The organism is Caulobacter sp. Root1472 (genome assembly GCF_001426985.1).
GTDB classification, from domain to species: domain Bacteria; phylum Pseudomonadota; class Alphaproteobacteria; order Caulobacterales; family Caulobacteraceae; genus Caulobacter; species Caulobacter rhizosphaerae.
In genome coordinates, this window is the sequence record NZ_LMFX01000012.1 from 328,258 (window position 1) to 354,641 (window position 26,384).

At 68.9% G+C, this 26,384-nt stretch carries 20 protein-coding genes; 9 read left to right on the forward strand and 11 right to left on the reverse strand.

Annotated elements, in window-relative coordinates:
• Positions 1-21 precede the first annotated feature (21 nt).
• Positions 22-423, reverse strand: coding sequence for an L-rhamnose mutarotase (locus ASD47_RS10385; protein WP_056755411.1), 402 nt, complete (start codon positions 421-423; stop codon positions 22-24).
• Positions 424-514: 91 nt separating this feature from the next.
• Here ASD47_RS10385 and ASD47_RS10390 point away from each other — a divergent pair, with 91 nt between their 5' ends.
• The 8 genes from ASD47_RS10390 to ASD47_RS10425 all read left to right on the forward strand — a co-directional run bounded on the left by ASD47_RS10390 (position 515) and on the right by ASD47_RS10425 (position 10,448).
• A complete protein-coding gene (locus tag ASD47_RS10390) occupies positions 515-1,693 on the forward strand; it encodes an aldose 1-epimerase family protein (RefSeq protein ID WP_056755414.1) in 1,179 nt (392 codons plus the stop codon).
• A gap of 1 nt (position 1,694) precedes the next feature.
• Positions 1,695-2,459 carry an SDR family NAD(P)-dependent oxidoreductase gene (locus ASD47_RS10395; protein ID WP_056755416.1) on the forward strand — a complete coding sequence of 255 codons (765 nt, stop codon included), beginning with the start codon at positions 1,695-1,697 and terminating at the stop codon, positions 2,457-2,459.
• A 23-nt stretch (positions 2,460-2,482) separates the two neighbouring features.
• Complete coding sequence (locus tag ASD47_RS10400) at positions 2,483-3,670, forward strand: CaiB/BaiF CoA-transferase family protein (protein ID WP_056755419.1); 1,188 nt, start codon at positions 2,483-2,485, stop codon at positions 3,668-3,670.
• On the forward strand, positions 3,667-4,803 hold the full coding sequence (locus ASD47_RS10405) for an extracellular solute-binding protein (RefSeq protein ID WP_056755422.1): 1,137 nt from the start codon (positions 3,667-3,669) through the stop codon (positions 4,801-4,803). The genes ASD47_RS10400 and ASD47_RS10405 overlap by 4 nt, the downstream gene beginning before the upstream one ends.
• 10 nt (positions 4,804-4,813) lie before the next feature.
• On the forward strand, positions 4,814-5,590 hold the full coding sequence (locus tag ASD47_RS10410) for an enoyl-CoA hydratase/isomerase family protein (RefSeq protein WP_056755427.1): 777 nt from the start codon (positions 4,814-4,816) through the stop codon (positions 5,588-5,590).
• A gap of 66 nt (positions 5,591-5,656) precedes the next feature.
• A complete protein-coding gene (locus tag ASD47_RS10415; RefSeq protein ID WP_056755430.1) occupies positions 5,657-6,613 on the forward strand; it encodes a D-glycerate dehydrogenase in 957 nt (318 codons plus the stop codon).
• 82 nt (positions 6,614-6,695) lie between these two features.
• Complete coding sequence (locus ASD47_RS10420; RefSeq protein WP_200945248.1) at positions 6,696-8,327, forward strand: glycoside hydrolase family 28 protein; 1,632 nt, start codon at positions 6,696-6,698, stop codon at positions 8,325-8,327.
• A gap of 33 nt (positions 8,328-8,360) precedes the next feature.
• A complete protein-coding gene (locus ASD47_RS10425) occupies positions 8,361-10,448 on the forward strand; it encodes a glycoside hydrolase family 2 (RefSeq protein WP_056755433.1) in 2,088 nt (695 codons plus the stop codon).
• Between the two features lie 202 nt (positions 10,449-10,650).
• Here the strand turns inward: ASD47_RS10425 and ASD47_RS10430 are convergent, their stop codons facing one another.
• The 9 genes from ASD47_RS10430 to ASD47_RS10470 all read right to left on the reverse strand — a co-directional run bounded on the left by ASD47_RS10430 (position 10,651) and on the right by ASD47_RS10470 (position 24,826).
• A complete protein-coding gene (locus ASD47_RS10430; RefSeq protein WP_056755435.1) occupies positions 10,651-13,875 on the reverse strand; it encodes an alpha-L-rhamnosidase in 3,225 nt (1,074 codons plus the stop codon).
• Positions 13,872-15,908, reverse strand: a complete 2,037-nt coding sequence (locus ASD47_RS10435) for a right-handed parallel beta-helix repeat-containing protein (protein ID WP_056755438.1) — start codon at positions 15,906-15,908, stop codon at positions 13,872-13,874. The genes ASD47_RS10430 and ASD47_RS10435 overlap by 4 nt, the downstream gene beginning before the upstream one ends.
• A 72-nt stretch (positions 15,909-15,980) precedes the next feature.
• Positions 15,981-16,823, reverse strand: coding sequence for a fumarylacetoacetate hydrolase family protein (locus ASD47_RS10440; RefSeq protein ID WP_056755440.1), 843 nt, complete (start codon positions 16,821-16,823; stop codon positions 15,981-15,983).
• A 21-nt stretch (positions 16,824-16,844) separates the two neighbouring features.
• Entirely contained in the window at positions 16,845-17,570 is a 726-nt protein-coding gene (locus tag ASD47_RS10445) for an SDR family oxidoreductase (protein ID WP_056755443.1), read from the reverse strand.
• Positions 17,571-17,715: 145 nt separating this feature from the next.
• Complete coding sequence (locus tag ASD47_RS10450; protein WP_235525848.1) at positions 17,716-20,439, reverse strand: TonB-dependent receptor; 2,724 nt, start codon at positions 20,437-20,439, stop codon at positions 17,716-17,718.
• 111 nt (positions 20,440-20,550) lie between these two features.
• Positions 20,551-21,810: an MFS transporter gene (locus tag ASD47_RS10455; RefSeq protein WP_056755446.1), complete on the reverse strand. Its 1,260-nt coding sequence runs from the start codon at positions 21,808-21,810 to the stop codon at positions 20,551-20,553.
• Positions 21,807-22,688, reverse strand: a complete 882-nt coding sequence (locus ASD47_RS10460; protein WP_056755451.1) for an amidohydrolase — start codon at positions 22,686-22,688, stop codon at positions 21,807-21,809. The genes ASD47_RS10455 and ASD47_RS10460 overlap by 4 nt, the downstream gene beginning before the upstream one ends.
• Complete coding sequence (locus ASD47_RS10465) at positions 22,685-23,635, reverse strand: aldo/keto reductase (protein ID WP_056755453.1); 951 nt, start codon at positions 23,633-23,635, stop codon at positions 22,685-22,687. Before ASD47_RS10465 ends, ASD47_RS10460 begins: the two co-directional genes overlap by 4 nt.
• A gap of 33 nt (positions 23,636-23,668) precedes the next feature.
• Positions 23,669-24,826, reverse strand: a complete 1,158-nt coding sequence (locus ASD47_RS10470; RefSeq protein ID WP_056755455.1) for a mandelate racemase/muconate lactonizing enzyme family protein — start codon at positions 24,824-24,826, stop codon at positions 23,669-23,671.
• Positions 24,827-25,020: 194 nt separating this feature from the next.
• On the opposite strand from ASD47_RS10470, the gene ASD47_RS10475 reads away from it, so the two are divergent.
• Entirely contained in the window at positions 25,021-25,752 is a 732-nt protein-coding gene (locus tag ASD47_RS10475) for a FadR/GntR family transcriptional regulator (protein WP_056755458.1), read from the forward strand.
• A 172-nt stretch (positions 25,753-25,924) separates the two neighbouring features.
• Here ASD47_RS10475 and ASD47_RS10480 read toward each other — a convergent pair whose 3' ends face one another.
• Positions 25,925-26,317, reverse strand: coding sequence for a RidA family protein (locus tag ASD47_RS10480; RefSeq protein ID WP_056755461.1), 393 nt, complete (start codon positions 26,315-26,317; stop codon positions 25,925-25,927).
• Between the last annotated feature and the right edge of the window lie 67 nt (positions 26,318-26,384).

Consider the following 26,384-nt stretch of genomic DNA (forward strand, 5'->3'; position numbering starts at 1 on the left):
GGGGCCTGTCTGACGGCCCAGCTAGGCGCGCGGCTGGTCCCCATCGGCCAATGACGTTTCGCCCTCCGAGGATGGCTGTTCCGACAGGGCGTAGATCTGCTCCATCTCGACCCAGGTTCGGTCGGGCGCGAACGGCAGCGGCTTCTGGAAGGTCCGCATCAGGGCGTCCCAGGCCTGCACGTCCGGATTGGCGGCGTCCCTGGCCGCCTTGGCCTCGGCGTCGTAGCCGTCGCCCTGTTCCAGGATCATGAACAGCCGGTCGCAGACCAGCCAGATCTCCAGCTCGCGCACGTCGTCGGCGCGGATCGCGGCCGTCACCGCGGCAGGCGGTCCGCCGGACCGGTGCCAGGCGCGATAGCGGGCGATCTGGTCGGGATCGTCATGCAGGTCGACCGCGAAACAGCGGCGGATCGTCCGGCTCACGCCAGCCTCCACATCGTCGTTGACGCGGCTGCGATGGGATCTATAAACATCATACGTATTATCTTATTGCGCCCACCATAGGGAGGCAAGCATGACCCAGCTGTATGGACGGACGCTGAGCCGCCGCGCCCTGGCCGAGCGGACCGGCGCCCTGTCGCAGTTCGCCGGCGTGCGCCTGTCGACCCTGGGCGACGGCGTCGAGCGCGGCGTGCGGCAGCTGGAGTTCCGCACCGGCTCGGGCTTGCGCTTCACGGTGCTGGTGGACCGGGCGATGGACATCGCCGAGTGCGAGCACAACGGCCGCGCGGTCGGATGGCATTCGCCATCGGGCTTTCGCAATCCTTCGCTGCACGAGTACGAGGGGGAGGGCGGCCTGTCCTGGTTCCGGTCGTTCTCGGGCCTGATGGTCACCTGCGGCCTGGACCACGTGCTGTTCATGCACGACGACCCGGCTGACCACTACGTCTATGGCCCCCGCAAGACGGTCAGTTCGTCGCTGCATGGGCGGATCGGCACGATCCCGGCCCGGCTGACCGGCTACGGCGAACGCTGGGACGGCGACGACTGCGTTCTGTGGGCCGAGGGCGTGGTGCAGCAGTCGACGGTGTTCGGCGAGGACCTGCACCTGGTCCGGCGGATCGAGGCGAGCGTCGGGACCGACGAGATCCGCCTGCACGACCGGGTGGTCAATCACGGCTTCTACCGGACGCCGCACATGTACTGCTACCACATCAATGTCGGGTACCCGGTTCTGGACGAGGGATCGCGCTACGTGGCGCCGATCCGCGACGTGGTCTGGGCCGCCCACGCCGGCGACGACTATCGCAAGCAGGGCGTCGGCTATCGCACCCTGCCGGCCCCGATCCGCAATTTCCATGAACAGGTCTGGCAGCACGACATGGCCGCCGACCCCGACGGGCGGGTCAATGTCGCCCTGGTCAACGAGGCCATTGGCTTGGGCTTCGAGGTCCAAACGCTGAAGGCGCAGTTCCCCGCCATGTACGAGTGGCAGAACCTGCACGCCGGCCACTACGTCCTGGGGATCGAACCCTCGACCAACCACGTTCTGGGCAAGGACTTCGCCCGTGACCGGGGCGAACTGATCCAGTTGGAGCACGGCGAGGAGCGCCGCTATGACAGCGTCTTCCGCATCCTGCCCGACGCGGACGCGGTGACGGAGGCGGTCAGCCGGATCGAAGCCGTGGTTCGCCAGCCGGCTGAGGACTATCCCGCCCCGTCCGGCGCCTATCCGCTGATCGGCGGCCGCTGAAATGGCCCTTCCCCAGGACCTCGAGGGCCGGGTCGTCCTCTACACGGGCGCGGCGGGCGGGCTGGGCCTTCAGACGACGCTGGCCCTGATGGGGCGTGGCGCGACCGTCGTGGCGGTCGATAACGACCAGGCCAAGGTCGCGGCGCTGGAAGCCGAGGCCGCCCGGGTCGGGGCGGGGCGCCTGATCGTCTCGCTTGCCGATCTGTCCGATCTCGATGGTTTCCGGACCGTGCTGAAGGCTCTGCTGGAGCAGGTCGGCGCCTTCGACGTGGTGATCAACAACGCCGCCATCTATCCCTCGCGTCCGTTCGAGGACTATTCGATCCAGGACCACCAGGCGGTCCAGCGGGTCAATGTCGACGCCGCGATCGTCGCCGTTCAGGCGGCCCTGCCGGCCATGCGCGAGCGGGGCTTTGGCCGGATCATCAACATCTCCAGCATCACCCTCTCGGGCCAGTGGGCGAACCTGTCGCCCTATGTCGCCTCCAAGGGGGCCCTGGTCGGCCTGACCCGCGCCTGGGCGCGGGAGTTCGGACCGTACGGCGTCACCGTCAACGCCATCGCCCCCGGGGCCTTTCCCACCGACGCCGAGAAGATCCATCCGGATCCGGACGGCTACGCCCGCCATGTGCTCGACAGCCAGGCCGTCAAGCGCCGGGGTCATGTCGGCGACATCGCCCACGCCATCGCATTCTTCGCCGCCGATGAGGCGGGCTTCATCACCGGCCAGACGCTGCACGTGAACGGCGGCTGGGTGATGAGCTGAACCAGCCGGAAGGTCTTTTCTCCATGGGCATACTGAGCGGAATCCGCGTTCTCGACTGTTCCATCGCCATGGCCGGCCCGTTCGCCGCCCAGCGCCTGGGCGACCTGGGCGCCGACGTGATCAAGGTCGAGCCGACCACCGGCGAGTGGCAGCGCCACGTCGCGGCCGGCGGCGCGCGCGGCAACCAGATCAACGTCTCGTTCCTGTCGCTGAACCGCAACAAGCGCTCCCTGGCCGTCGACCTGAAGACGGACGAGGGCAAGGCGCTGCTGTTGGAGATGGTCAAGACGGCCGACGTCTTCCTGCAGAACTACCGGCCCGGTGTCGCCCAGCGGTTGGGCGTCGACTACGAGACCCTGTCGAAGATCAATCCGCGGCTGATCTACGTGTCGATGTCCGGCTATGGCGAGGACGGTCCGTACCGGAACTATCCGGGGCAAGACCTGCTGCTGCAGGCCATGTCGGGGGCGATGATGTCGTCGGGGGCGGCTGACCAGCCGCCGCAGCCGGCCGGCCAGTACCTAGTCGACGCGATCACCGCCTACACCGCCTTCGAGGGCGCTCTGGCGGCGCTGTTCCATCGCGAGCGGACGGGCGAGGGCCAGCTGGTCCAGATCAACATGCTGGACGCCATCACCACCATCCAGATGCAGGAACTGTCGGTCTTCACCATCGGCGGCAAGCCGCAGACCCGCTCGGCCGAGCCCCACGCCCACAGCTATATCCGGGCGCCCTACGGCGTCTTCCAGACCCAGGACGGCTACATCTCGATCGCCATGGCTTCGCTGAAGACCCTGGGCCGGCTGATCGACGAGCCGTTCTTCGCCGACCTGGACGACGAGACCGACAGCTGGATCCATCGCGACGAAATCTACGCCTGCGTGCGTCGGCGACTGGTCCATCGGACCAGCGCCCACTGGCTGGCCCTGTTCCGCCAGAACGACATCTGGTGCGGCCCGGTCTACGGCTATGCCGAGCTCGTCGAGGATCCGCAGATCCAGCACAACGGAACCTTCGTCGAATACGACCATCCGACCGAGGGGCGGGTGAAGGCCCCGGGCTTTCCGATCCGCTTCTCCAAGACGCCGTCGACCATCGAACGCGGCGCGCCGCTGGTCGGGGAGCACACCCGCGAGATCCTGGCCGAGACCGGCCGCGACGCGGAGCAGATAGAGGCCCTGATCCGCGCCGGCGTGGTGCGGTCGGCATGACCGCGCCCCGCTATCACGGCCTGACCTGGGACCATCCACGAGGATATCGAGCGCTGGAGGCCGCCGCCTCCCGGCTGGATCCGGACCGGGACGGCCTGGCCCTGAGCTGGGACCGTCATTCGCTTGAAGGTTTCGAGGAACGGCCGATCGGCGAGCAGTGCGCCCTGTATGACCTGGTCGTGCTGGACCATCCGCATGTCGGCGAGGCCGTGGCCGCCGACTGCCTCGTCCCGCTGGAGGACCTGTTCGAGGACGAGGAGATCGCCGCCTGGCAAGCCGCCGTCATGGGGCGCTGCCTGGACAGCTACCGCTATGCCGGTCGCCACTGGGCTTTGCCGCTGGACGCCGCGACCCAGGTCATGGCCTGGCGCAAGGATCGGCTCGACGCGCCGCCGACGCTGTGGGACGAGGTCGTGCGGCTGGCGGAGACCGGCGGCGTGGTGCTGTCGCTGTCGGGCCCGCACGCGGCCTTGACGTTCCAGTCGATCTGCGCCGCCCAGGGCGCGTCGCCGGCGGCGGACGGCGAAACCTTCATGGAGCCCGCCGCCGGCCGCGCCGCCTGGAGCCTGCTGTCGCGGCTGGCGGCGCACAGCCCGCCAGCCTTGCGGCCGCTGAACCCGATCGGCCTGCTGGAGCACATGAGCGCCCATGACGATGTGGCCCTCTGCCCGCTGGTCTACGGCTATGTGAACTACGCCCCCGACGGCGCCCTGGGCTTCGCGGACGCGCCGCGCGTGACGCCGGAGGGGCCCGTGGGCTCGATCCTCGGCGGGACCGGGATCGGGGTGTCGCGGCGTTGCGCGGTGACGCCACAACTGCTGGACCATCTGCGCTGGCTGATGGCCGATGCGACGCAGCGCGGCTTCATCCCCGCCCATGAGGGGCAGCCCGCGCTGCAGGCCGCCTGGCGCGATCCGGCCGTCAACGCGCGATGGGGCGACTTCTACGCCAGCACCTACGCCACGCTGGACGGCGCCAGCCTGCGGCCGCGCCACGACGGCGCCATCGCCTTCCAGACGGCGGCGTCGCAGCGCGTCCGCGCCGGTCTCGACATCGGCGACGGCGCGGATCGGGTGCTGGACGACCTGCAGGCGCTGTTCGTGCGCCACCGCCCAGCCGGCGCTGAGACTTGAGGAGCAGGCGATGAGCCAGGACGACGAGCTTCTGTTCGAGGTGACGGGCCATGTCGCCGTCATCACCCTGAACCGGCCGCACAAGCTGAACGCGGTGACGCCGGCTATGGCCAAGGCGGTCAAGGCGGCGATCGCGGAGGTCGACGCCTCCGACACCATCCGCTGCGTGGTGATCACCGGGACGGGGGAGAAGGCCTTCTGCGCCGGGTCGGACATCTCGACCCTGGACCAGTACCAGACCCCCTGGGAGTTCCGGAACCGCGGGGACTATTGCGACGCCGTGCGGCTGTGCCGCAAGCCGACGATCGCGGCGATCAACGGCTATGCCCTCGGCGGCGGGCTGGAGACGGCGATGAGCTGCGACATCCGCATCGCCTCGGCCAATGCCCGGTTCGCCGCCCCCGAGATCAAGCTGGGCTGGATCGGCGGTGGCGGCATGGCGGCCGGCCTGGTCCATTCGATCGGCGCCTCGAACGCGGCCCTGATGATCCTGACCGGCGACACGATCGACGCCGAGACCTGCCGGCAATGGGGACTGGTCAGCGAGGTGGTCGCGCCCGGCGAGTTGCTGACGCGAGCCCGGGCCGTCGCCGAGGTCATCGCCTCGCGTGCGCCGATCGCCGCCGAGACCGCCAAGCTGAACCTCAAGGCGGCCCACGCCATGCCCTATGAAAAGGCGGTCGAGTACGAGCGCGACCTGCAGACGATCTGTTTCGCCACGGCGGATGCGGCGGAGGGGCGGGCGGCGTTCGCCGAGAAACGGACGCCCGTGTTCCGGCGTCGCTGACCACAACCGCCTGTTCGCGTCGGCCGAGGATGGCTACGAAGGGCCGACCACCGATGCGGAGAGGACATGAAGCCCAGGATCCTGATCAGCCGCCGCTGGCCTGACGTCGTCGAGGCCCGGCTGCGCCAGCGCTATGACGTGACGCTGAACGAGGGCGACGCGCCGATGGGCGTCGAGCAACTGCGCGCGGCGATGAGCGCCTACGACGCCCTTTGCCCGACGGTCTCGGATCGCGTCACGGCCGAGGTCCTGGCCGCGCCCGATGCGCGGGTGAAGATGATCGCCAACTATGGCGCGGGCTACGAGCACATCGACCTGGCGGCGGCCAGGGCGGCCGGGGTGGTGGTGACCAACACGCCCGACGTGCTGACCGACGCCACCGCCGAACTGGCGATGCTGCTGATGCTGATGACCAGCCGCCGGGCGGCGGAGGGCGAACGCGAGCTGCGGGCCGGTCAGTGGACCGGCTGGCGGCCCACACACCTGCTGGGCCGGTCGCTGGCGGGCAAGACCCTGGGCCTGGTCGGCTATGGCCGCATCGCCCGGGCCACCGCCCGGCGGGCCCGCGCCGCCCTGGGAATGGAGATCGCCTATTACAGCCGCCGGCGCGCGGACGACGAGGACGGCGCGACCTATCACGAGACGCTGGAGAGCCTCGCGGCGGCGGCCGACGTGCTGTCGCTGCACACCCCGGGCGGTCCCGAGACCCACCATCTCGTCGACGCCGCCCTGCTGGCGCGGATGAAGCCGACGGCGATCCTGATCAACACCGCGCGCGGTTCGGTGGTGGCCGAGGCCGACCTGGCCCAGGCCCTGGCCGACGGGACGATTGCCGGCGCCGGCCTGGACGTCTACCAGGGTGAGCCCAAGGTCGATCCGGTCCTGTTGGCCGCGCCCAACACGGTGCTGCTGCCGCACCTGGGCAGCGCGACCTTGGAGACCCGCACCGCCATGGGCATGCGGGCGGCCGACAATCTGGACCGCTTCTTCGACGGCATGCCGCCGCTCGACCGGGTCGCCTAGGCCTGAGGGCAGGTCTAGAGGGTTGATCTAAAGTAATACGTCATACAACATGCGGCTCTCCGAAACGAGGGGACGGGAGCGCATGGCGCAAGGCGCGATCAGCGAGAAGGCGGAGTTTAGCCGTCGCTTCGTGACGCTTGGGCTGGGCGCGGCCCTGGCGGCCAGCCCGTCGCTGGTGCGGGCCACGGGGTCGCTGACGGGCTTCCACGACGTACGCGACTACGGCGCCGTCGGTGACGGGATCGCCATCGACTCCGGCGCCGTCAACCGCGCCATCGAGGCGGCCTCCGCGGCCGGCGGCGGCACGGTGGTGATCCCCGCCGGCCACTACCTGTGCTTCTCGATCCGGCTGAAAAGCTTCGTCACCCTGGTGCTGATGAACGGTTCGGTGATCGAGGCGGCCGATCCCCGCAAGCACGCCGGCCGCTACGACCTGCCCGAGAACGTCTATGAGGAACAGTTCCAGGACTACGGCGTCAGTCACTTCCACAACAGCCTGATCTATGGCGACGGGGTCAACGACGTCGCCATCATCGGCAGGGGGCTGATCCATGGCCTGGGCCTGGACCGCGAGGGACCGACGCCGCGCTGGCATGGCATGGCCGGCTGGACGTCGCCCGCCGAACAGGGGCTTAGCCCCGACGCCGCCCGCCGGGCGATCCCGCGCGAGATGGCCTATGAGGGCCGGGGCAACAAGGCCATCGGCCTGACCGGCTGCCGCAACGTCCTGCTGCGCGACTTCACCATCCTGCAGGGCGGCCACTTCGCCTGCTACGTGCTGGGCTCGACCAATGTGCGGATCGACGGCCTGACCGTCGACACCGACCGCGACGGCATCGACATCGACGCCTGCCGCGACGTGAAGGTCACCAACTGCCTGGTCAACGCGCCCAAGGACGACGCCATCGTGTTGAAGAGCAGCATGGCCCTGAAGGCGCCGCGCTTCTGCGAGGACGTCAGCGTGATCGGCTGCAAGACCAGCGGCTACCTGTTGGGCACGGTGATCGACGGAACCTACCAGCCCTCGCCCTACAGGTCGGTGGACGACATCGGCGTGCTGGGCCGGATCAAGCTGGGCACCGATTCCGTCGCAGGTTTCCGCAACATCCTGGTGTCGGACTGCATCTGCGAGAACACCCGCGGCCTGCAGCTGGGCGCGATCGACGGCGGGGTGCTGGAGGACGTGACCTTCTCCAACATCCTGCTGCGCAACCCGGTCAACCATCCGATCTTCGTGCGCCTGTCGGGGCGCAACCGCGCGCCGGAAGGCAATGGACCGTCCCAGGTGCGGCGGGTGAGCTTCTCCAACATCAACGTCTCGGGCGCACCGGGGCCCTACGCCAGCGGCGTGGTCGGCCTGCCCGGCGGGGTCATCGAAGACGTCAGCTTCTCGGACATCCACGTGCGCTCGGCCGGCGGCGGTTCGCGGCAAGACGCCGCGCGGGACATCGAGGAGCGGCCCAAGTCGTCGCTGGAGCCCAGCTTCATGGGCGCGTTCCCGGCCCACGGCCTGTGGGTGCGCCACGCCCGCAACGTGAGCGTACGCGATGTCAGCTTTTCGGTGGACAGGCCTGACGCCCGGCCGGCGATCGTGCTGGACGACGTGCAGGGCGCGACGATCGACGGCGTACGGTCCAGCCTGGCGCCTCGCGCGGCGGTCCGCACGGCGCGCAGCCGCGACGTCCACGCCCGCAATGTCGAGCGCCTGGCCTGAACAACGACCCGCGCTACACGACGGAGAGACCTCATGACGTTCCCATCGTTACGGCTGGCGCGACCGTGGCTGGTTCTCGGCCTCGCCCTCTGGGCGTTCGGCGCGGCCCGGGCCGCCGAAGTGACGCCACTGCGCGACGGCTGGCGCTTCGCTCGCGCCGACGTGCCTGGAGCGGAAACCGCGACCTTTGACGACTCCGGCTGGGCGACGGTGTCGACGCCGCACACCTACAACGCCGCCGACTCCGGCCTCGGCGGGGCCAAGGCCCGGGGCGAGCCGGAAGGCGCCTATTACCGCGGCCCAGCCTGGTATCGGCTGTCGCTGGACCACGCGCCCCGCGCGGGGCAGCGCTACTTCCTGCAGTTGGACGGCGCGGCGTTGAAGGCCGAGGTCTTCCTGAACGGCCGGAAGCTGGGGACGCATGAAGGGGGCTACGCCGCCTTTCGCTACGACGTCACGGGCGCCCTCCGGCCGGGCAAGAATCTGCTGGCGGTGCGGGTCGACAATGCGCGCAACACCCGGTTCGCGCCGCTGAACGGCGACTTCAATGTGTTCGGCGGCCTCTATCGCGCGGTCAAGCTGGTCGAGACCTCGGACATCCACGTGGACCTGGGCGACTGGGGCGGGCCAGGGGTCTATGCCCGCACCCAGGCCCTGGCGGCGGGCCGGGCGACGATCGGGGCCAAGGTCCTAGTCCGCAACGATCGCGCAGCGGCGGCGAGCGTCCAGGTGGTGACTCGGATCCTCGACGCGGACGGCGCGGTGACCGTCGAGGCGCGTGGAGTGGCCCGGATCGCCGCCGGCCAGTCCCAGCCGGTCGAGCAGACCCTGGTCCTGAAGAAGCCCCGGCTGTGGGAGGGACGGCGCTCGCCCTATCTCTACCGCCTGCGCAGCGAGGTGCGGGTCCAGGGCAAGCTGGTCGACACCGCCGAGGTCCCGCTGGGCGTGCGCACGGTGGGCCTGGACGGGGAGGGGCGCTTCCTGCTGAACGGCAAGCCCTACGCCCTCTACGGCGCGAACATCCAACTGCCGACCCGCTTCGGCAAGGGGCCGGTCGTCAGCGACGCCGAGATCGACGAGGACATGCGGATCATGGCCGAGATGGGCGTCACCGCCCTGCGGCTGGCCCACATGCAGCATCCGCAGCGGGTCTATGACCAGGCCGACCGGCTGGGCATCGTTCTGACCACCGAAGTGCCGCTGATCGACGACCTGGACCCGTCCGACGCGTTCCGCGACAACCTGGTGCAGCAGATGCGCGAGCTGATCGCCCAGAACGTCAACCATCCGTCGGTCGCCCTGTGGGGCATCGGCAACGAGCTGCGGACCTCGGGCGAGGCGGCCAACCGGCTGCTGGCCGCGCTGCAATCGACGGCCAAGGCCATGGATCCGACGCGGCCCACGACCTACGCCCATTGCTGCTTGAAGGACGACGACCCGATCGCCCAGCACAGCGATACGGTGTCCTACAACCGCTATTTCGGCTGGTATTGGACCGAGGCCAAGGACATCGGCCCCTGGGCCGACGACCTGCACGCCCGGCTGCCGAAGCGGCCGATCGGGGTCAGCGAGTACGGGGCCGGGGCCAGCATCCTGCACCAGGAGGACCCCGTGCTGCGCCGCCCGGTCGCCGACGGTTACTGGCATCCCGAGCAATGGCAGACGGTCTTCCACGAGACCCACTGGCGCGAGCTGCGCCAGCGGCCGTTCCTGTGGTCCAACTTCATCTGGGTCGGTTTCGACTTCCCGTCGTTCAAGCGCAACGAGGGCGACCGGCCGGCCATCAACGACAAGGGGTTGGTCACTGAGGACCGGCTGACGCGCAAGGACGCCTACTACTGGTACCAGGCCAATTGGTCGGAGGTCCCGATGCTGCACCTCGCCAGCCGCCGCGACGTTAACAAGCGGACCAAGCACGTGAAGGTGAAGGCCTATTCCAACCAGCCGTCGGTGCGGCTGCGCCTGAACGGCGGCGACTGGACCACCGTGCCGGTCCAGGACCATGTCGCGCTATGGGAGATCGATCTGGCGGAGGGCGAGAACCTCGTGGAGGCGGCGGCCGAGGTCGAAGGGAAGGCGCTGAGCGACAGCGTGCAGTGGACGTATCGGACGCGACCCTGAGCGGGCCGGAGACATGCTCTTACGCCCCGTGTTGGCCGGAGTGCAGAGGGCTGGCCGTGAGTGCGTGTCCCCAACCGATCCGCTGACTTGCTTCCAAGGCGATAGCTGGAATTGGGGACACGCACTCACCCCAAGCTCGGGGTTCGATTTGCGCCTCCCTGCCGTGAGAGCATGTCCCCAGCCCCTGAGACCGGACTAAGCCCTAGGCCCGCGCCTCGAAGCGGTGGTCGCCCGAGCCGATCTCCAGCACCACGCGCCCGCGCTCCATGCCCTTCACCGTCACGCCGGCGGCCTGGGCCGCGGGAACGCCGTTGACACGCACCGCGTCGGGGGCGCGGGCGGGGATATGGACCTCGGCCCGGCTGTTGGCGGGGGCCACCAGGTGGAGTTCGAAACCGCCGTCCGGCTTCAAGGCCCAGTCGGTGCTGATCCGGCCTAGCACGCTGTCATAATCGCCGCCGCCCTGGGGCACGCGCGGGTCCAGCACGGGATCGAAGCGGAACGACAGGAAGCCCGGCCGGATCGGCTCGATCCCGGCCACGCGGCGGAAGATGAAGCCGGTCACCGCGCCAAGGGCGTAGTGGTTGTAGGAGTTCATCGACACGTCGCCGACGTCGCCGTTCCATCGCTCCCAGATGGTCGTGGCGTTCTTGCGGATCATGTAGCCCCAGGACGGGAAATCGGTCCGCAGCAGCAGATCGTAGACCAGGGCCTGCTGGTCGTTGTCGGCCAGGGCGTCGAGGCTGAACGGCGTGCCCAGGAAGCCGGTCGACAGCAGCGTGCCGCGCCGACGGATGTCGGCGACCAGGTGGCCGGTGGCGGCGGCGCGCAGGCCTTCGGGAACCAGTCCGAAGCGCAGGGCCAGGATATAGCCGGCCTGCGAACCGTTGCCCATCGAGCCGTCGGGCCGGATGAATTCGCGCTGGAAGGCGTCGGTGATGCGGGCGGCCAGGTCGCGGTAGCGGACCGCGTCGGGCCGACGGCCGGAACCCGTCGCCATCTCGGCCATCGCCTCGACCGACCGTTTCCACATGGCGGTGCCGATCAGCGCCTTGGGCGTGGTCTCGTCGCCAGGGCTCTTGGCGTCCAGGGCCACCCAGTCGCCGAAGTCGTAGCCGCGTTCCTTGCGCCAGATCAGGTCGGGATTGTTCTTGAGAATGAAGGCCAGGTAGTGGGTCATCGCCGCCCAGTTCTGGTCGACGATCGCGGTGTCGTTGTAGCGCTTCCAGACCGTCCAGGGCAGGATGACGCCGGCGTCGGCCCAGCCGGGCGACGCGCCCAGGCCCAGGTCCGCCCAGCCGGCCGGCGCATAGTCCGGGAATTCGCCGCGCGATCCCTGGGCGTCGCGGATGTCCCGGCCGAACCGCTCGGTGAAGGCCGCCACGTCCATGTTGAAGGCCGCGGCGTCCCAGAAGACGTTGGCGTCGCCGGTCCAGCCCAGCCGCTCGTCGCGCTGGGGGCAATCGGTGGGCAGGCCGAAGAAGTTGGACCTCTGGCTCCACAGGCTGTTGCGCCACAGCTGCTGGATCACCGGATTGGCGATGCGCAGGTGGCCGGTCTCGGCTAGGTTCGAGGAGACGACGACGCCCTCGACGTCGTCGGCGCTCGGCGCTTGGCCCAGGGCTTCGGCCAGACCCTCGACCTCGACATAGCGGAAGCCGAAATAGGTGAAGCGCGGCTCGTAGGTCTCGCCGGCCGGATCGCCCTTCAGGGTGTAGACCAGGGCCGCCCGGGCGGCGCGCAGGTTGGACTGGTCGGCGCGGCCGTCTGCGGCTAGCACCTCGGCGAAGCGCAAGGTCACCACCTGGCCAGCGCGGCCGCGCACCTTCAGTCGCGCCCAGCCGGCGAAGTTCTGGCCGAAGTCGAAGACATGGCGCGAGCCGACCGCCGTGACGGACACGGCGTTCAGCGTCTGGATCCTTCGGATCGGCGCGCTGATCTGGGCCTTGAGGGCGCAGGGCGGAGTGGGGGCGATGTCGACCGCGCGCCAGGCGGCGGCGTCGAAGCCCGCCGTCGACCAGCCGGGCTGCTCCAGCCGCGCGTCGTAGTCCTCGCCATAGTAGATTTCGCTCCGGGTCACCGGAGCCGGGGCCAGGCGCCAGGAGTCGTCGCTGACGATCGTCTCGCGCGTCCCGTCGGCATAGGTGATCTCCAGCTGCCCCAGGAAGCGGAGGGGCGCGTCGCCGAACGCGTAGCGTCCGGCCGGAGCGACGTAGCTGCCGTACCAGCCGTCGCCGACCATCGCTCCGATCGCGTTGTCGCCGGAGACCAGCAGGTCGGTGACGTCATAGGCGCGATAGAGCGCGGTCTTGCGGAAGTCGGTGCTCTCGGGCGTCAGCAGGGCGTCGCCGACCCGCCGGCCGTTGATCTGGGCCTCGTAGGCCCCCAGGGCCGTGGCGTAGAGACGGGCGCGGGCCACCGGCCGGTCGACCGCGAAAGCCTTGCGCAGCAGGAAGGCGCCGTAGCCCGGCCAGGCCTGGGTCTGGGTCTTCGAGACCTCGGCCGGCGCCCAGCGGGCGTCGTCGAAGCCGGGCGCCGTCCAGCCGTCCGGTGCGTGCAGGGCCGTCTTCATGCCGCGCGAGGTCAGGCGCAGCACCTTGCCGCCCGCCAGGTCGGCGCGGACCATCACGGCGGTGGCGATCTCGTGCAGCTTGGGCTCGTTGAAGCCCGACGGATCCTTGACCCGCACCGCGATCACGTGACGGCCGGCGGCCAAACTGTGACCTGTCTCGGCGATCGGCGCGACGCCGTAGGCGATGGGCGAGTGCGGCGGCCGCTGGACCGGCTGGCCGTCCAGCCAGAGCTCGGATTTTTCGTTGGCGATCGAGAACAGGGTCACGGTCGCGGCCGCCGGCAGGTCGAAGGCCAGGCGGAAGAAGCGGGCGGAGCGGTCGGCGGGGCGGTCGCCGCGCATCCACAGCAGGCCGGCCTGGCGGTCGGCGCGGGCCAACTCGGTCTCGGCGGCGATCCACTTGGCGCGCCAGTCGGCCGGCTCCAGCAGGCCGGTTTCGAAGCTGGCCACGGCGCTGGTGGCGCGGCGACCCTTATTGTCGCGCACCAGGACGCGCCACCAGACGATCTGGCGCGACTTCAGCGGGCTGCCCAGCCAGGAGACGTCCATGCTCTGGTCGGTCAGCACCTCGCCGGCGTGCCACAGGTCGGGGGTTCCGGCCTCAAGCAGGGCGCGCGTACTGGCGGCCTGGATCTCGTAGCGGGTCTGGCGGACGTCAGGATTGGAGCTGACCAGGCGCCAGGACAGCCGCACGGCCTGGTCGTCGACGCCCAGCGGCGCGGTCATCGAGCCGGCCTTCAGGTCGACGACCTCCAGGCCCGGGGTCTGCAGCGCCTGGGCCGCCAGCGTCGGGGCCGAGGCCGCGACACCGGCCAGTCCCGCGCCCATCATCAATCCACGGCGGGAAAGGCTCATCGGGCGGTCTCCGTCTCGGGGCGTGGTCCCGCCTTGTCGATCACGATTCTCGCCTCGGCCGGCCAGTCACGGGTCGGGACCAGGACGTTGTTCTCGGCGACATTGCCGATCTCGGCCAGCCAGCGGCCGCCCGTGCGCGGCGAGCTGTGCCAATTGCCGGTCGCCACATTGTCGGTCGAGATCCTGCGCCGATACATCTTGCCGGCCGTGTTGATGTTCAGCCACTTGCCCTGGGTGTCGACGACGTTGCCGGTAACGCGGAAGTGCTTGGAGCCCTCGTCCAGATAGACGCCGATCCGGTCGCCGATGTCGAAGACGTGGTTGCCGCGGATCACCGCGCCGGGATTGGCCGAGAGGTTGTAGATGGCGCCGCCGTCCATGTACCAGGTCTTCACCCCGTGGATCCGGTTGCCTTCGACCAGCGTGTTCCGTAGCGTCGTCGGCGTCGTGTAGCGGGTGTTGTGCAGGTAGCCCTTCTGGTTCTCGTCGTAGTTGGGATTGCCGCCGGCGTCGTTGTAGCCCCAGCCCCAGCCGACCGCGACGCCGTCATAGGGCGCGTCCGAGATCTCGTTGTGCAGGATGCGCGCGCCGTCGACATAGGTGGTCAGGATGGCGGCGTTGTCCTTGTAGTCCTGGCTGACGGTGGCGACGGTGTTGTCGGCGATCTCCAGGTCGGTGTTGATCAGATCCGAGGTGGAGGGATGGTGGGCGTCCTCGCGCACGCCGCCGGCCATGATGGCCCCGCCGGACAGCACGGCGAACAGGTTGCGGCGGACGCGCACGCCGCGCGTGGCCAGGCCTGCGCCGCTGAGGTTGGCGTTGGGGTCGTTGCCAACGCCCAGGGCGACCTGGCCCAGTTGCGAGAACTGGTTGTCCTGGAAGACGATCTCGCGCGCCGCCGCCACCTGGACCGCGGCGGGGATCTGGCTCCATTTCTGCCGCATCGACTCGAACTCGGGACAGCCCCAGCCGCATTTGGCCCAGGCGTCGGCCGGGCGGATCGGCGAGGGATCCTTCAGGAAGGCCCCGCTCTGCTGGTTGGCGTAGCCGGTCGGCTCCGACGGTCCCATCCATGACGTGTACGAAAAGCGCAGACCTTGGAAGGTCAGGTTGCGCACCGGCGCCTGCGGCGTACCGCTGATCGAGGCCAGGACGGGCAAGGCCGGGACCGTGACGCGAAGCTTGCGGATGTCGTCGTCCTCGGCGATGCGCAGGTAGAGCTTGCCGGCGTCGGGATCGACGAACCACTGGTAGGGCTTGGCGTGCCAATCGTTGGTCTTGCCGATCAGCTCGGGAGCGTTGACCAGGAACAGGCGCGAATCCTCGGGGAAGATCGGCTTGGAGAGGGTGTCGTAGCCCCAGGTATTATTGTCCCAGGCGGGTTGGCGCATCGTCACCCGCGCGCCGTCGATCGCGGCCACGGGCGAGATGCGATCGGTGAAGAACCCCGTCGCCTCGACCTCCAGCCGCTCCGGATGCTTTAGGGTCGACAGGAAGGCCAGGTCCGGATTGACGATCTCGAAGCCGGTGGCGTTGAACCGGACGTCCGACGGCTTGATCTCCAGCCAGGGACGTTCAGCCAGCGTGTCGTCGACCCAGACCTGGCGGGTGTCCAGGCCCTTGGGAATGTCGGCGACATAGAGGCGGCGCTTCTCGTCGAACGGCTTGAAGCCGGTGACGTCGAAGCCGCCCGAGATCAGCGGGCGAGCCCCGGCCGCGCCGCGCCAGGTCACGCGATGGCCGCCCTGGCCGCCGTCGGCGGCGGTGAAGACCAGGGGACTGTCCAGCCGATACGCGCCGGGGGCGATCTCGACCGTCACGTCGGCGTTGAGATTGCTGGCCCGCACCAGGGCCTGGGCGCGGGTCAGGGTGCGGACCGGGCGGCTGGCGCTGCCGGGATTGCGGTCGTCGCCCTGGGGAGAGACATGCAGGACCACCGGCGCCTGGGCCGCCATGGCTGTGGCGGTCCAGACGAGCGCGAAGGTCGAGATCGTGATGGCCGCGGCGCCGCGGATGACGAAGGCTTTGACCATCACGAACTCCCCAATGCATTTTGTCACGAGCCGGCTCTCTGGCCGGCTCCGTCGGTGGCCTTCGCGCGAAGCTCAGGCCTGGGCGACGACCTGCCGTTGCTGGCCCAGCCCCTCGATGCCCAGCTCCATCACGTCGCCGACGTCCAGATAGACCTCCGGCCGCTGTCCCAGGCCGACGCCGGGCGGGGTGCCGGTCGAGATGACGTCGCCAGGCTGCAGGGTCATGAACCGCGACAGGTAGGCGACGATGAAGGCCGGCTTGAAGATCATCGTGGCGGTCGAGCCGTCCTGGAACGTCTTGCCATTGACCTTCAGCCACATCTTCAGGTTCGCCGGGTCGGCGACCTCGTCGCGCGTCACCAGCCAGGGGCCGATCGGGCCGAAGGTGTCGCAGCCCTTGCCCTTGTCCCAGGTGCCGCCCCGCTCCAGCTGGAAGGCGCGCTCGGAGACGTCGTTGATCACGCAATAGCCAGCGATGTGGGCCTCGGCGTCCGCTTCCTCGACATAGGAAGCGGTCTTGCCGATGACGACGCCCAGCTCGACCTCCCAATCCAGCTTGGTCGAGCCGCGCGGTTTCAGCACCGTGTCGTTGGGACCGACGATCGCCGAGGTGGCCTTGGTGAACAGCACCGGCTCCTCGGGGATGGGCAGTCCGGATTCGGCGGCGTGGTCGGCGTAGTTCAGCCCGATGCACAGGAACTTGCCGACCTTGCCCACGCAGGGGCCGTAGCGGACGTCCGCCGGCGCCAGGGGCAGGGCGTCCAGATCCACGGCGCGCAGTTTGGCCAGGGCCTCGTCGGACAGGGTTGCGCCGTCGATATCGGCCACCACGCCGCTGAGGTCGCGCACCCGGCCCTGGGTGTCGAGAGCGCCGGGCCGTTCCTGGCCGGCCGTGCCGAAGCGGAGCAGTTTCATGGGATATCCTCTTGACGTGGTCTAGTTGACCCAGCCGCCGTCGATGACGTTAGCGGTACCCGTTGTAAAGGCGGACTCGTCCGAAGCCAGGTAGACCGCCAGGGCGGCCAGCTCCTCCACGCGGCCGAAGCGCCCCATGGCCTGGCGGGCGGTGAACTCGGCATAGGCCTTGTCGAAGTCGCCGGTGTCTCGCAGGCGTTGCAGCAGGGACGGAGTCTCGACCGTGCCGGGACAGATGGCGTTGCAGCGGACGCCCTGGCCCACGAAATCGGCGGCCACGGCCTTGGTCAGGCCGATCACCGCCGCCTTGGTCGCGCCGTAGGCGAAGCGGTTGGGCACGCCTTTGATCGACGACGCGATCGAGGACATGTTGATGATCGATCCGCCGCCGCCCCGGATCATGCCCGGCAGGAGGGCGCGGATCATCCGGTACTGGGCGGTGACGTTCAGGGCGTTGGAGAAGGCCCAGTCGTCCTCGTCGCAATCGAGGATCGTGCCGGCGTGAACGAAGCCGGCGCAATTGTAGAGCACGTCCACCTGCGGGAACTCCTCGGCGATCGCAGCGATCGCGTCGCGGTCGGTGACATCCAGCCGGCGCACGATCAGGTCGTCGGCGTCGGCCAGGGGTTCGATGCGGATATCGGCGGCGATCACGCTCGCGCCTTCGCGCCTGAACGCCTCCGCCGTCGCCCGGCCGATGCCCTGCGCCGCCGCCGTCACCAGCGCTGTCTTGCCTGCGAGCCTCATTGGTCCATCCAAACATAAGACGTATTATGTTTGCTACTGGCCTCGGCCTTATGCGTCAAGGGCGTCCTCCGCTGCGCCCGCAAAAGAAAAACCGCACCACGACGAGCGTGGTGCGGCGGCCTTGATCGGCAGGAGGGAAGGGGATCTAGAAGCGCACGCGGACCCCGCCGGCGACCCGCCGGCCGGTGGTGCGGAACTCTTTGGTCCGGTCGGGCGTGACCGAATAGATGAACTCTTCCTCGTCGGTCAGGTTCAGGCCGTCGATGAACACCGTGAAGTGATCGGTGACGTTGTAGGACGCCCCGACGTCCAACTGGCCGTAGCTGTCGAAATATTCCGGCTCGCCATTACGGCCCGAGGCGACCTGCAGGAACTTGTCGCGCCAGGTATAGGCCACGCGCGCCTGGACGGGACCCTTCTCGTAGAAGCCGACCAGGCTGTAGGAGTACTTCGACAGGCCCTCCAGCCCGTACGACACGTTGGCGACGGTGTTGGTGTAGTTGGCGTTGGACTCCGCGTAGGTGAAGCTGGTCTGCACGCCCAGGCCGTCGAACGGCGCGGGCAGGCGGCCGAACACCTGGCGGTAGCCCAGCTCGAAGCCCTTCACCACCGCGCCGTCACCATTGTCGGGCACGGTGACCTGGAAGGTCACCTGATCGACCTTCTGGGGCGTGGTGACCAGGGTCACGAACGAGTCGATGTTCTTGTAGAAGGCCGCGAACGACAGCAGCGACAGGTCGTCGAAGTACCATTCCAGGCCGCCCTCGATCTGGGTGGCGCGGAATGGCTGCAGGTCGGGGTTGCCACGCTTGATCGTCTCATTGCCGGGGTTGGTCTGGATGGACTGGCGCGGCGACAGGTCCGACAGGGTCGGCCGGGTCATCACGCGCGAGGCGGCCAGGCGGAGGATCAGGTCGTCGGTCAGGTTCAGGCGGGCGTTCACCGACGGCAGGATGTCGGTGTAGTGGCCGTCGAAGCTGACGGGGACCACGGGCGAGACGGTGATGATGTTCTGGCCGGCGCCGTTCGGCTTGGCGCTGGTCACCGTCCGCGAGGCGCCCGACGAGGTGTAGTCGGTGTCCTCGATCCGGACGCCCAGGTTGATGGCCAGGGGCATCGAGCCCAGGTCCGTCTTAATGTCGGTCATCAGGTAGCCCAGCAGCACCTTCTCATCGACCACCGACGAGCCCGACGGGGAGTAGACGGCCTGGTTGAACGCCTTGCCGTCGCGGGTGGCGTACTCCTTGACCTGCAGGATCAGCGCTCGGGGATCGTAGATCAGCCAGTCGTGGAGGATCTTGTCGCCGTACTGGCCATTGAAGAAATTGCGGTTCGTCGGCTGGAACAACGACGTGGGCAGCAGCTGGTTGGAGTCGCAATAGGCGCACTGCTCGCCGAACGGCATCTCGTTGGAGGTGATGGTCTTGGTGCGGTTCTGGGCCGAGAAGCCGGCGCTGACCGAGACGGCGCCCGGCGGCTTCCAGGCGGCGTCGACCTTGTATTCCTCGATCTCGTCATCGACGTCCGACCCGCCGCCCCAGATGTAGTAGTGGGCGGTCACGCCCTGCGGATTGGTCGCGGCGTTGGCGTAGTTCGGGCTGGTGAAGCCGTACGAATACATCGGATCGCCGCCGCGGCGGTCGAACCAGGTGTCGACATTCTTGCGCCGGATGGTGGTGAAGTCGTTGTCCTCCTTGCCGCGGCGTTCGGCTTTCGAGGTCGAGGCGTCGAACGAGACGGTCAGGTCGTCGGTGGCCTGCCACTTGACGTTCAGGCCCAGCTGGTCGGTCGTGACCTTGCGGTGGTCGTACTGGATGATCTGGTCGACGAAGCCGCCCTGGTAGCGCTGGTAGACCGCCTCGCCGCCCTGCACGACCTGCTCGACCAGCGTGCCGCCGGCGAAGTCGTAGGCCAGGCCGGTCTGTTGCTCGATGATGTCGGCCTTGGCGTAGAGGGCGTCCAGGCTGACTGTCAGGCGATCGGTCGGCTTGTACTGCACGACGCCGTTCAGGCCGGTCATCTTCTTGTCGCGCTCGAAGAAGAACGGCGACAGGTTCGATGGCATCGAGACGTTGCTGAACGGCGCGACGCCCGGGCCGATGCGGCCGCCGGGAACGCCGGCCAGATTGTAGTAGGAGTCCGTGCTCGAGCGGTGCACGTGGCCCGCGCCGATCGTGAACTCGTCGTCGCGCACCTTCTGTTTCGAATAGGAGACCGACAGGGCCGCGCCCAGGGTGCGATCCGCGTTGCGCCAGCTGACCACGCCCGAAGCCTCGGGATTGTTGGTGTCGCGCAGCTCGGCCCAGGTCGAGCCGACGGAACCGGCCAAGCTAAAGGGCTTGCGCTGTTCCAGCGGGCGCAGGGTGCGCACGTCGATGGTCGCGCCGATCGAGGCGCCGTTGATGTTGGCCTGCGGCGACTTGTAGACGTCCGCGCCGGCGATGATCTCGGACGGCAGGACGTCGAACGAGAATTCGCGGCCGTTGTTGTCGGTGGCCAGGGTGCGGCCGTTGACGGTGACGGCGTTGAACTTGGGGCCGAAGCCGCGCACCGACACGTAGCGGCCTTCGCCCCGGTTGCGCTCGATGGTCACGCCGGCGATACGCTGCAGCGACTCGGCGACGTTCTGGTCGGGCAGCTTGCCCAGGTCTTCCGAGGCGATGGAGTCGACCACCCCGACGGCTTGGCGCTTGATGTCGATCGACTGCTGCTGGCTGGCGCGAATGCCGGTGACCACGACTTCCTCCACGGCGTCGGCGTTCGGCGCCGAAGCGGGCGGGGCGTCCTGCGCCACGGCCCAGGTGGGAAGCGCCCAGGCCCCGATCAGCCCCAGCGCGGTGGCGGCCAGCATAGTGGTCTTGGTGGACATCCTCGGATCCTGTCGTTTCTACCCCGGTGGCCGGTTTACCGGCCTTGTCCCGACGTTAGTCGCCGGCAGGATGTATGTCAAATTATCATCATACATCTTATGAATCTTGGGTCAGCGCACCGACCTGATCGGGGCGACCAGAAAGGCCGAGCTGAAGACGAACAGGATCGCGGCGACGAAGATGGCCGCGTAGTTGTTGTCGAACAGGTGCAGGAGCACGGCCGCCATGACCGGGCTGATGATCTGCGGGATGTTCACCGCCGTGGTCAGCACGCCCAGGTCCTTGCCCTCGTCGCCGACCGCGGTCTTGGGCAGCACCTGGGTCATCAGGGCCATGTCGATCGACATGAACATGCCGTAGCCGACGCCGATCGCGCCGGCGTAGATCCACATCCCCGTCATGGTCGGCAGGACCAGCGGCGCCACCATGGCGCAGCCCATGATCAGGCTAGACGCCACGACGAAAGGCTTGCGCCGCTGCAGGCGGTCGGACAGGAAGCCCGAGGCCAGGGACGAGACGATCAGGCAGACCAGGGTCAGGATCGCCAGGTTCGCGATGGCGAGATTGGAGCGGGCGTCCGACAGGCCGATATAGTCGCGCAGGATGTACAGCAGATAGGCCGCCACCGCCTGGTAGCCCATATAGACCGTGAAGCGTCCGGCGAAGGCCCAGGCGAAGTCCGGATGGTCCCTGGGGCTGATCCAGAAGCTGGCGGCGAAGGCCTTCCAGGAGAAGGGGCGTGCGGGGAAGTCGGCGCTGGAGTCCTCGCGATTGATCAGCACGAAGGCCAGGCACGAGACGGCGATCGCCGCCGCGAACAGCCCATAGGCCAGCACCCGCGCCCCGGCCAGGTAGCCGGCGACCACGGTCCCCGCGGTCAGGCCGGCGGTCATGCCCGCGCCGACGACGCCCGAGACCACGCCGCGCGTGTGCGGCGGGAACCGGTCGGCGATCACCGTCGTCATCGCCGGCTGCATCGAATTGTAGGCGACCGCCGCCATGACCCACAGGACCATCAGCGACCAGAGGCTGGTCATCCACGAGACGCCGAACAGGCAAAGCGACCCGATCAGCGAGGCGATCGCGATCCACGGCGAGCGCCGGCCCCAGCGCGTGCGGGTGCGGTCAGACAAGGCGCCGGCGATCGGGGTGGTCAGGGTTGAGAACACCGAGGTCACGGCGAACATCAGGGCCAGGTTGTTGGCCTTCTGGGCGAGGTTCAGGGCGGCGATCTGGTTGGGCAGCAGCACGCCCAGCACGCCGCTGTAGAGCGCCATCAGCAGGAAGAAGTTGACCATCAGCGACAACTGCAGGCGCAGGCGTCCGGCGCCGGCCGGTGTTGCGACGGGAGCGGCGGTGTCGATCGTCATGAGAGCAGTTCCTGCGGGCGCTCCGGCGCCAGGGCGTAGAAGGCGGTCGCGGTTCCGGACTCGATCCGGCGCCGGTCGGGCGAGGGGAGGGCGGCTGTCGTCGCTTGGAAGATCGCACGCCAGCGGGCGTAGCCGCCGGCCAGGTCGACGACCGGCCAGTCGCCGCCGAACATCAGGCGCTCGGGGCCGAAGCAGGCCAGGGCATGGTCAATGTAGGGGCGCAAGGTCTCGTCCCGACCGCCGGACCAGCGGTTCTGGGTCGTGAGGCCCGAGATCTTCGCCGACAGGTTCGGAAAGCCGGCCAGGACCCGCAGGCTGTCGGCCCAGCCGGCGCCGTCGATGTCGCCGGCGTGGGCGGCGATGTCGGGCTTGCCCAGATGGTCGAGCACCACGCGGGCGTCGGGCTGGCGCTCGAACAGTCTCCCGAGCACCTCGATCAGCAGCGGCAACTGGCGGTCGCGGGCGCAGAGGTCGATCGTCAGGCCGTGGCGGGCGGCGGCGACGAGGCCCTCGACGTGCCGGGGATCGGTGATGAAACCGTCCGGCTCGTTCTGAACCGAGCGCCGCATGCCGCGCACCTTCGGGCGCTGACGCAAGGCGTCGAGATGCGACGCGACCGCCTCGCCCAGCTCAAGCGGCGCGAAGGCGACGATGCCGAGGATCTCCAGGTGGGGATGCGCCAGGCCGGCGATCCAGTCGACCTCGTCCAGCGCCTGGGCGGGCGCGCAGTCGGCCTGGACGAAGACCGCGTGGCGCACGCCGGGTCCCGCCGCCGCCCATTCTTCCGGGCCATGCAAGCCGGCGATGGCGGGAACGTGGCTCAGCCAGCCGTAGTCCAGCCGCTCGGGATCCCACAGGTGCAGATGGGCGTCGATCATGCGCCCGCCTTGCCGCCGCCGCCCGGCAGCAGGTCCCAGCCGAGGTTCTCCACCGGCGCGAGGGCGGACCGGGCGGCGGCCAGGATCTCGGGATCGATCGGGGTGGTCAGGGCGGAGATGTTCCGGCGCAGGATCTCCGTCTGCGACATGCCTACGATGGTCGAGACCACGCCGGCCTCGCTCGCGGTCTGCAGGGCGAACTGCAAGGCGACGAACGACAGGTCCCCGCCCAGCGTCCGGCAACGCCGCGCCGCCTCCATCGCCGCGTCCCGCACCCGATCATGGGCGGGGTGCCAGTCGGGCGGTCCATGGACCGTGAGCAGGCCCATGCCCAGGGGCGAGGCGTTGAACACGGCCACGCCCCGCTCGGCCAGCCGCCGCGCGACCGGCGCCAGGCGCTGGTCCTGCAGGGTGTAGGTGCAGTAGGCCATCACCGTGTCGATCCCCTCGGTCAGGGCGATCGTTTCCAGCAGGTCCAGGTCGTAGCCGGTGACGCCGATCCGGCGGACCACGCCCTGGGTCCTGAGGTCGCGCAGGGCTGGCAGGGCTCCGTCCAGCAATTGGCGGCGGTCGCCATATTCGATGTCGTGGCATTGCAAAACGTCGATGCGGTCGACGCCCAGCCGCGCGCGGCTTTCGTCCAGGCTGCGCAGAACGGCGTCGCGGGTGAAGTCCCAGGACTTGTCGCCCTGGCGCCCGACCTTGGTCATCAGCACGACGTCGTCTCGCGCGACCCCACGCAGCGCCGCGCCAAGCACAGTCTCGGCCCGCGTCGCGCCGTAGTAGGGGGCCACGTCGATCAGGTTGACCCCGGCGTCCAGGGCCGCGGCCACCACAGCGTCCGCCTGGGTTTGGGAGACTTCGTCATAGACGCCGCCCAGCGCGGCGCCGCCCAGGGCCAGGACCGAAACAAGGGGGCCGTCCGCGCCGAGCCTGTTGCTGATCATCCGGTCGGTTCCTCGATCGCGCCCCGCCCCGGCCTATCGTTCGGCGTCGGCGCGGCCGTTGGGCACCAGCCCCAACCCCGCGTGCCTTGGCCGGACGTGGGGTCCTCCTGGCCTGGACCAGGTTCCGTTCAGCCGGTTGGCGGCGATGGCCGCCTCGTCCACCTCGATCCCCAGGCCGGGTCGATCGCCCAGGACCAGACCGCCGTCCATGATCTGCTGGTCGACGTCAAGGCCGAGCGGGAAGCCGAAGTCCTGGATCTCGATGCCCACCATGTTCGGCGCCGCCGCCGCGGCGTGGGCGATGGGATTGGCGTCGTAGCCGACCGGCGAGACCGGCAGGTTGTGCGCGTGCGCCGCCAGCGCGACGCGGTTGAAATGGGTGACGCCCCAGACGCTGCCGGCCTGGACGACGTCGACGGCGCGGGCCTCAAGCAGGGGCGTGAACTGGTCGAGGCCGGTCAGGTTTTCGCCCGTCGCGACGGCGGCCTTCACCGCCCGGCTGACGATGGCGTGGCCTTCGGCGTCCCAGCGGCGCAGCGGCTCCTCGATCCAGGTCAGGTCGATGCGGGCTTCGATCTCGGTGACGTGGCGCACGGCCTGCTTGCGGCTCCAGCATTCGTTGACGTCCAGCATCAGGGCCGGGCGTTCGGCGTTGCGGCGAAGGAGGTCGCGCGCCATCGTCAGGCGACGGATATCGCGCTCGACATCGCGGCCGCCCTTGATCTTGGCCCCCGTGAAGCCCCGCTCGGCCCACAGGGCGTAGTGCGCCTGGAACGCCTCGTCCTCCAGGCCGTAGCACAGCCCCGAGGCGTAGCCGGGAACGAAGCGGCTGCGCGCGCCCAGGGTGCGCCACAGCGGCTCGTCGGCCATCTTGGCCTTCAGGTCCCACAGCGCCATGTCCACGGCGGCGACGGCCCCATAGGTCGCGCCGGCGTGGCCGCTTTTGAACACATGGGCCAGCATGCGGTCGTACAGGGCGGTGACCGCACGCGGGTCCTCGCCCTCGACGGCGGGGAAGACGCGGTCGATGTCGGCGTGCTGGCCCAGCCCTACGCCCGTCAGGCCGCCATCGGTCTCGAGCAGCAGGATCGGCGTTTCCGTGATCCCGGCCTCGACCACGCCGTTCACGTCCCCCACGGGCCGCCCCCAATCGTGGATCGTCGTCAGGCTGCGGTAGCCGGTAATCTTCATGACCAGGTCTCTTCGCGCCAACTGCGGGCGCCGACGCTTTTGGTCACATAATATGTATGATGAATTTGGGCATTGCAACCCTTGACTGAGGACGTGCGGCGAACTCACGAGGGGACACAGGGCGCCTCGAATCTCGTATTGTGATACGATACGGGTTTCCGACAGGACGCCGGGACAGCGAGATAAGCGTGGTCATGACAGCTTCGACGAACGTCCCGGGCCCGAGGGCCGCGCGTCGCCCCCGGCTGGCCGTCGCGGTGGTCGAGGACCTGGTCAACGCGATCGTCACCGAACTCTACCCGCCAGGCTCGGCCCTGCCGCCGGAAAACGTCCTGTGCGACATGTACGAGGTCAGCCGCACGGTGGTGCGCGAGGCGACGACGGCCCTGACGGAGAAGGGCCTGGTGGTGTCTCAGCAGGGGCGGGGCACGATCATCCAGGACCCGTCGTCCTGGAACCTGCTGGACCCGATGATCCTCAGCGCGCTTTTCCGGCGCGAGGACGGGCTGAGTTATCTGGACAACCTGTCTGAAATCCGGGCCTCGCTCGAGGCGAGCATGGCTGGCAAGGCCGCCCGCAACATCACCCCGGAAGCCGCCGCGCAGCTGGGCCGGCAGATCGAGAAGCTCGAGGGGCTGATCGACACGCCGGCGGCCTATGTCCACGAGGACGTGCTGTTCCACGACATCATCATGCGGATGTCCGGCGATCGCCTGAGCAAGGCGATCATCGACAGCATCCAGGGCAAGGCGGTGAAGACCTACAGCTACAGCGGCCGGCTGGACGTCGACCACGTCCGGGCCACCCACGACGCGCACAAGCGCGTCTACGAGGCCATCGTGGCCGGCGATTCCGAGGGCGCGGCGCGGGCGATGCGCGAGCACATCGAGACCTCCTGGCGCAAGCGCCGCCCCGTCGAAACCTGATCGAGGGCGCGGAAATCGGAGCGAGGATCAACCCGCACCTGACGCGAACCTTTTCTCCCTGAAGGCGTCCCAAGGTCGATGATCGGCCCGGCACGGTCCCCGGATTCGACGATTGGAAACTCCCCGTCTCCGGATGCGCCGCCGGAAGAGGACGACGGCGCATATAGTCCCATCACCGCGGAATGCGGGCGATGACCTTGATCTCGAAATCGAAGCCGGCAAGCCAGGTCACGCCGACGGCCGTCCAGTTGGGGTAGGGCGGATCGCCGATTTCCTCGGCGCGAACCGCCAGCACCGTCTCGATCTGCGCCTGCGGATCGGTGTGGAAGGTGGTGACGTCCACCACGTCGCGGAGATCGCAGCCTGCGGCGGCCAGGACCGCCCGGAGATTGGCGAACGCCTGGCGGACCTGATCCTCGAAAACGGGTTCCGGCGAGCCGTCCGCGCGGCTTCCGACCTGTCCGGAAACAAAGAGCAGATCCCCGGAGCGGATCGCGGCCGAGTATTGGTGAACCGCGTAGAGGGCGTGACGGTCGGCGGGGAAGATGGCCTCGGGCTTGGTCATGTCTCGTTCCTTTCCTGGGCTGGGCGGAAGAACCGCCGATCCGCGAGATAAGGGTCGAGCGATTGCT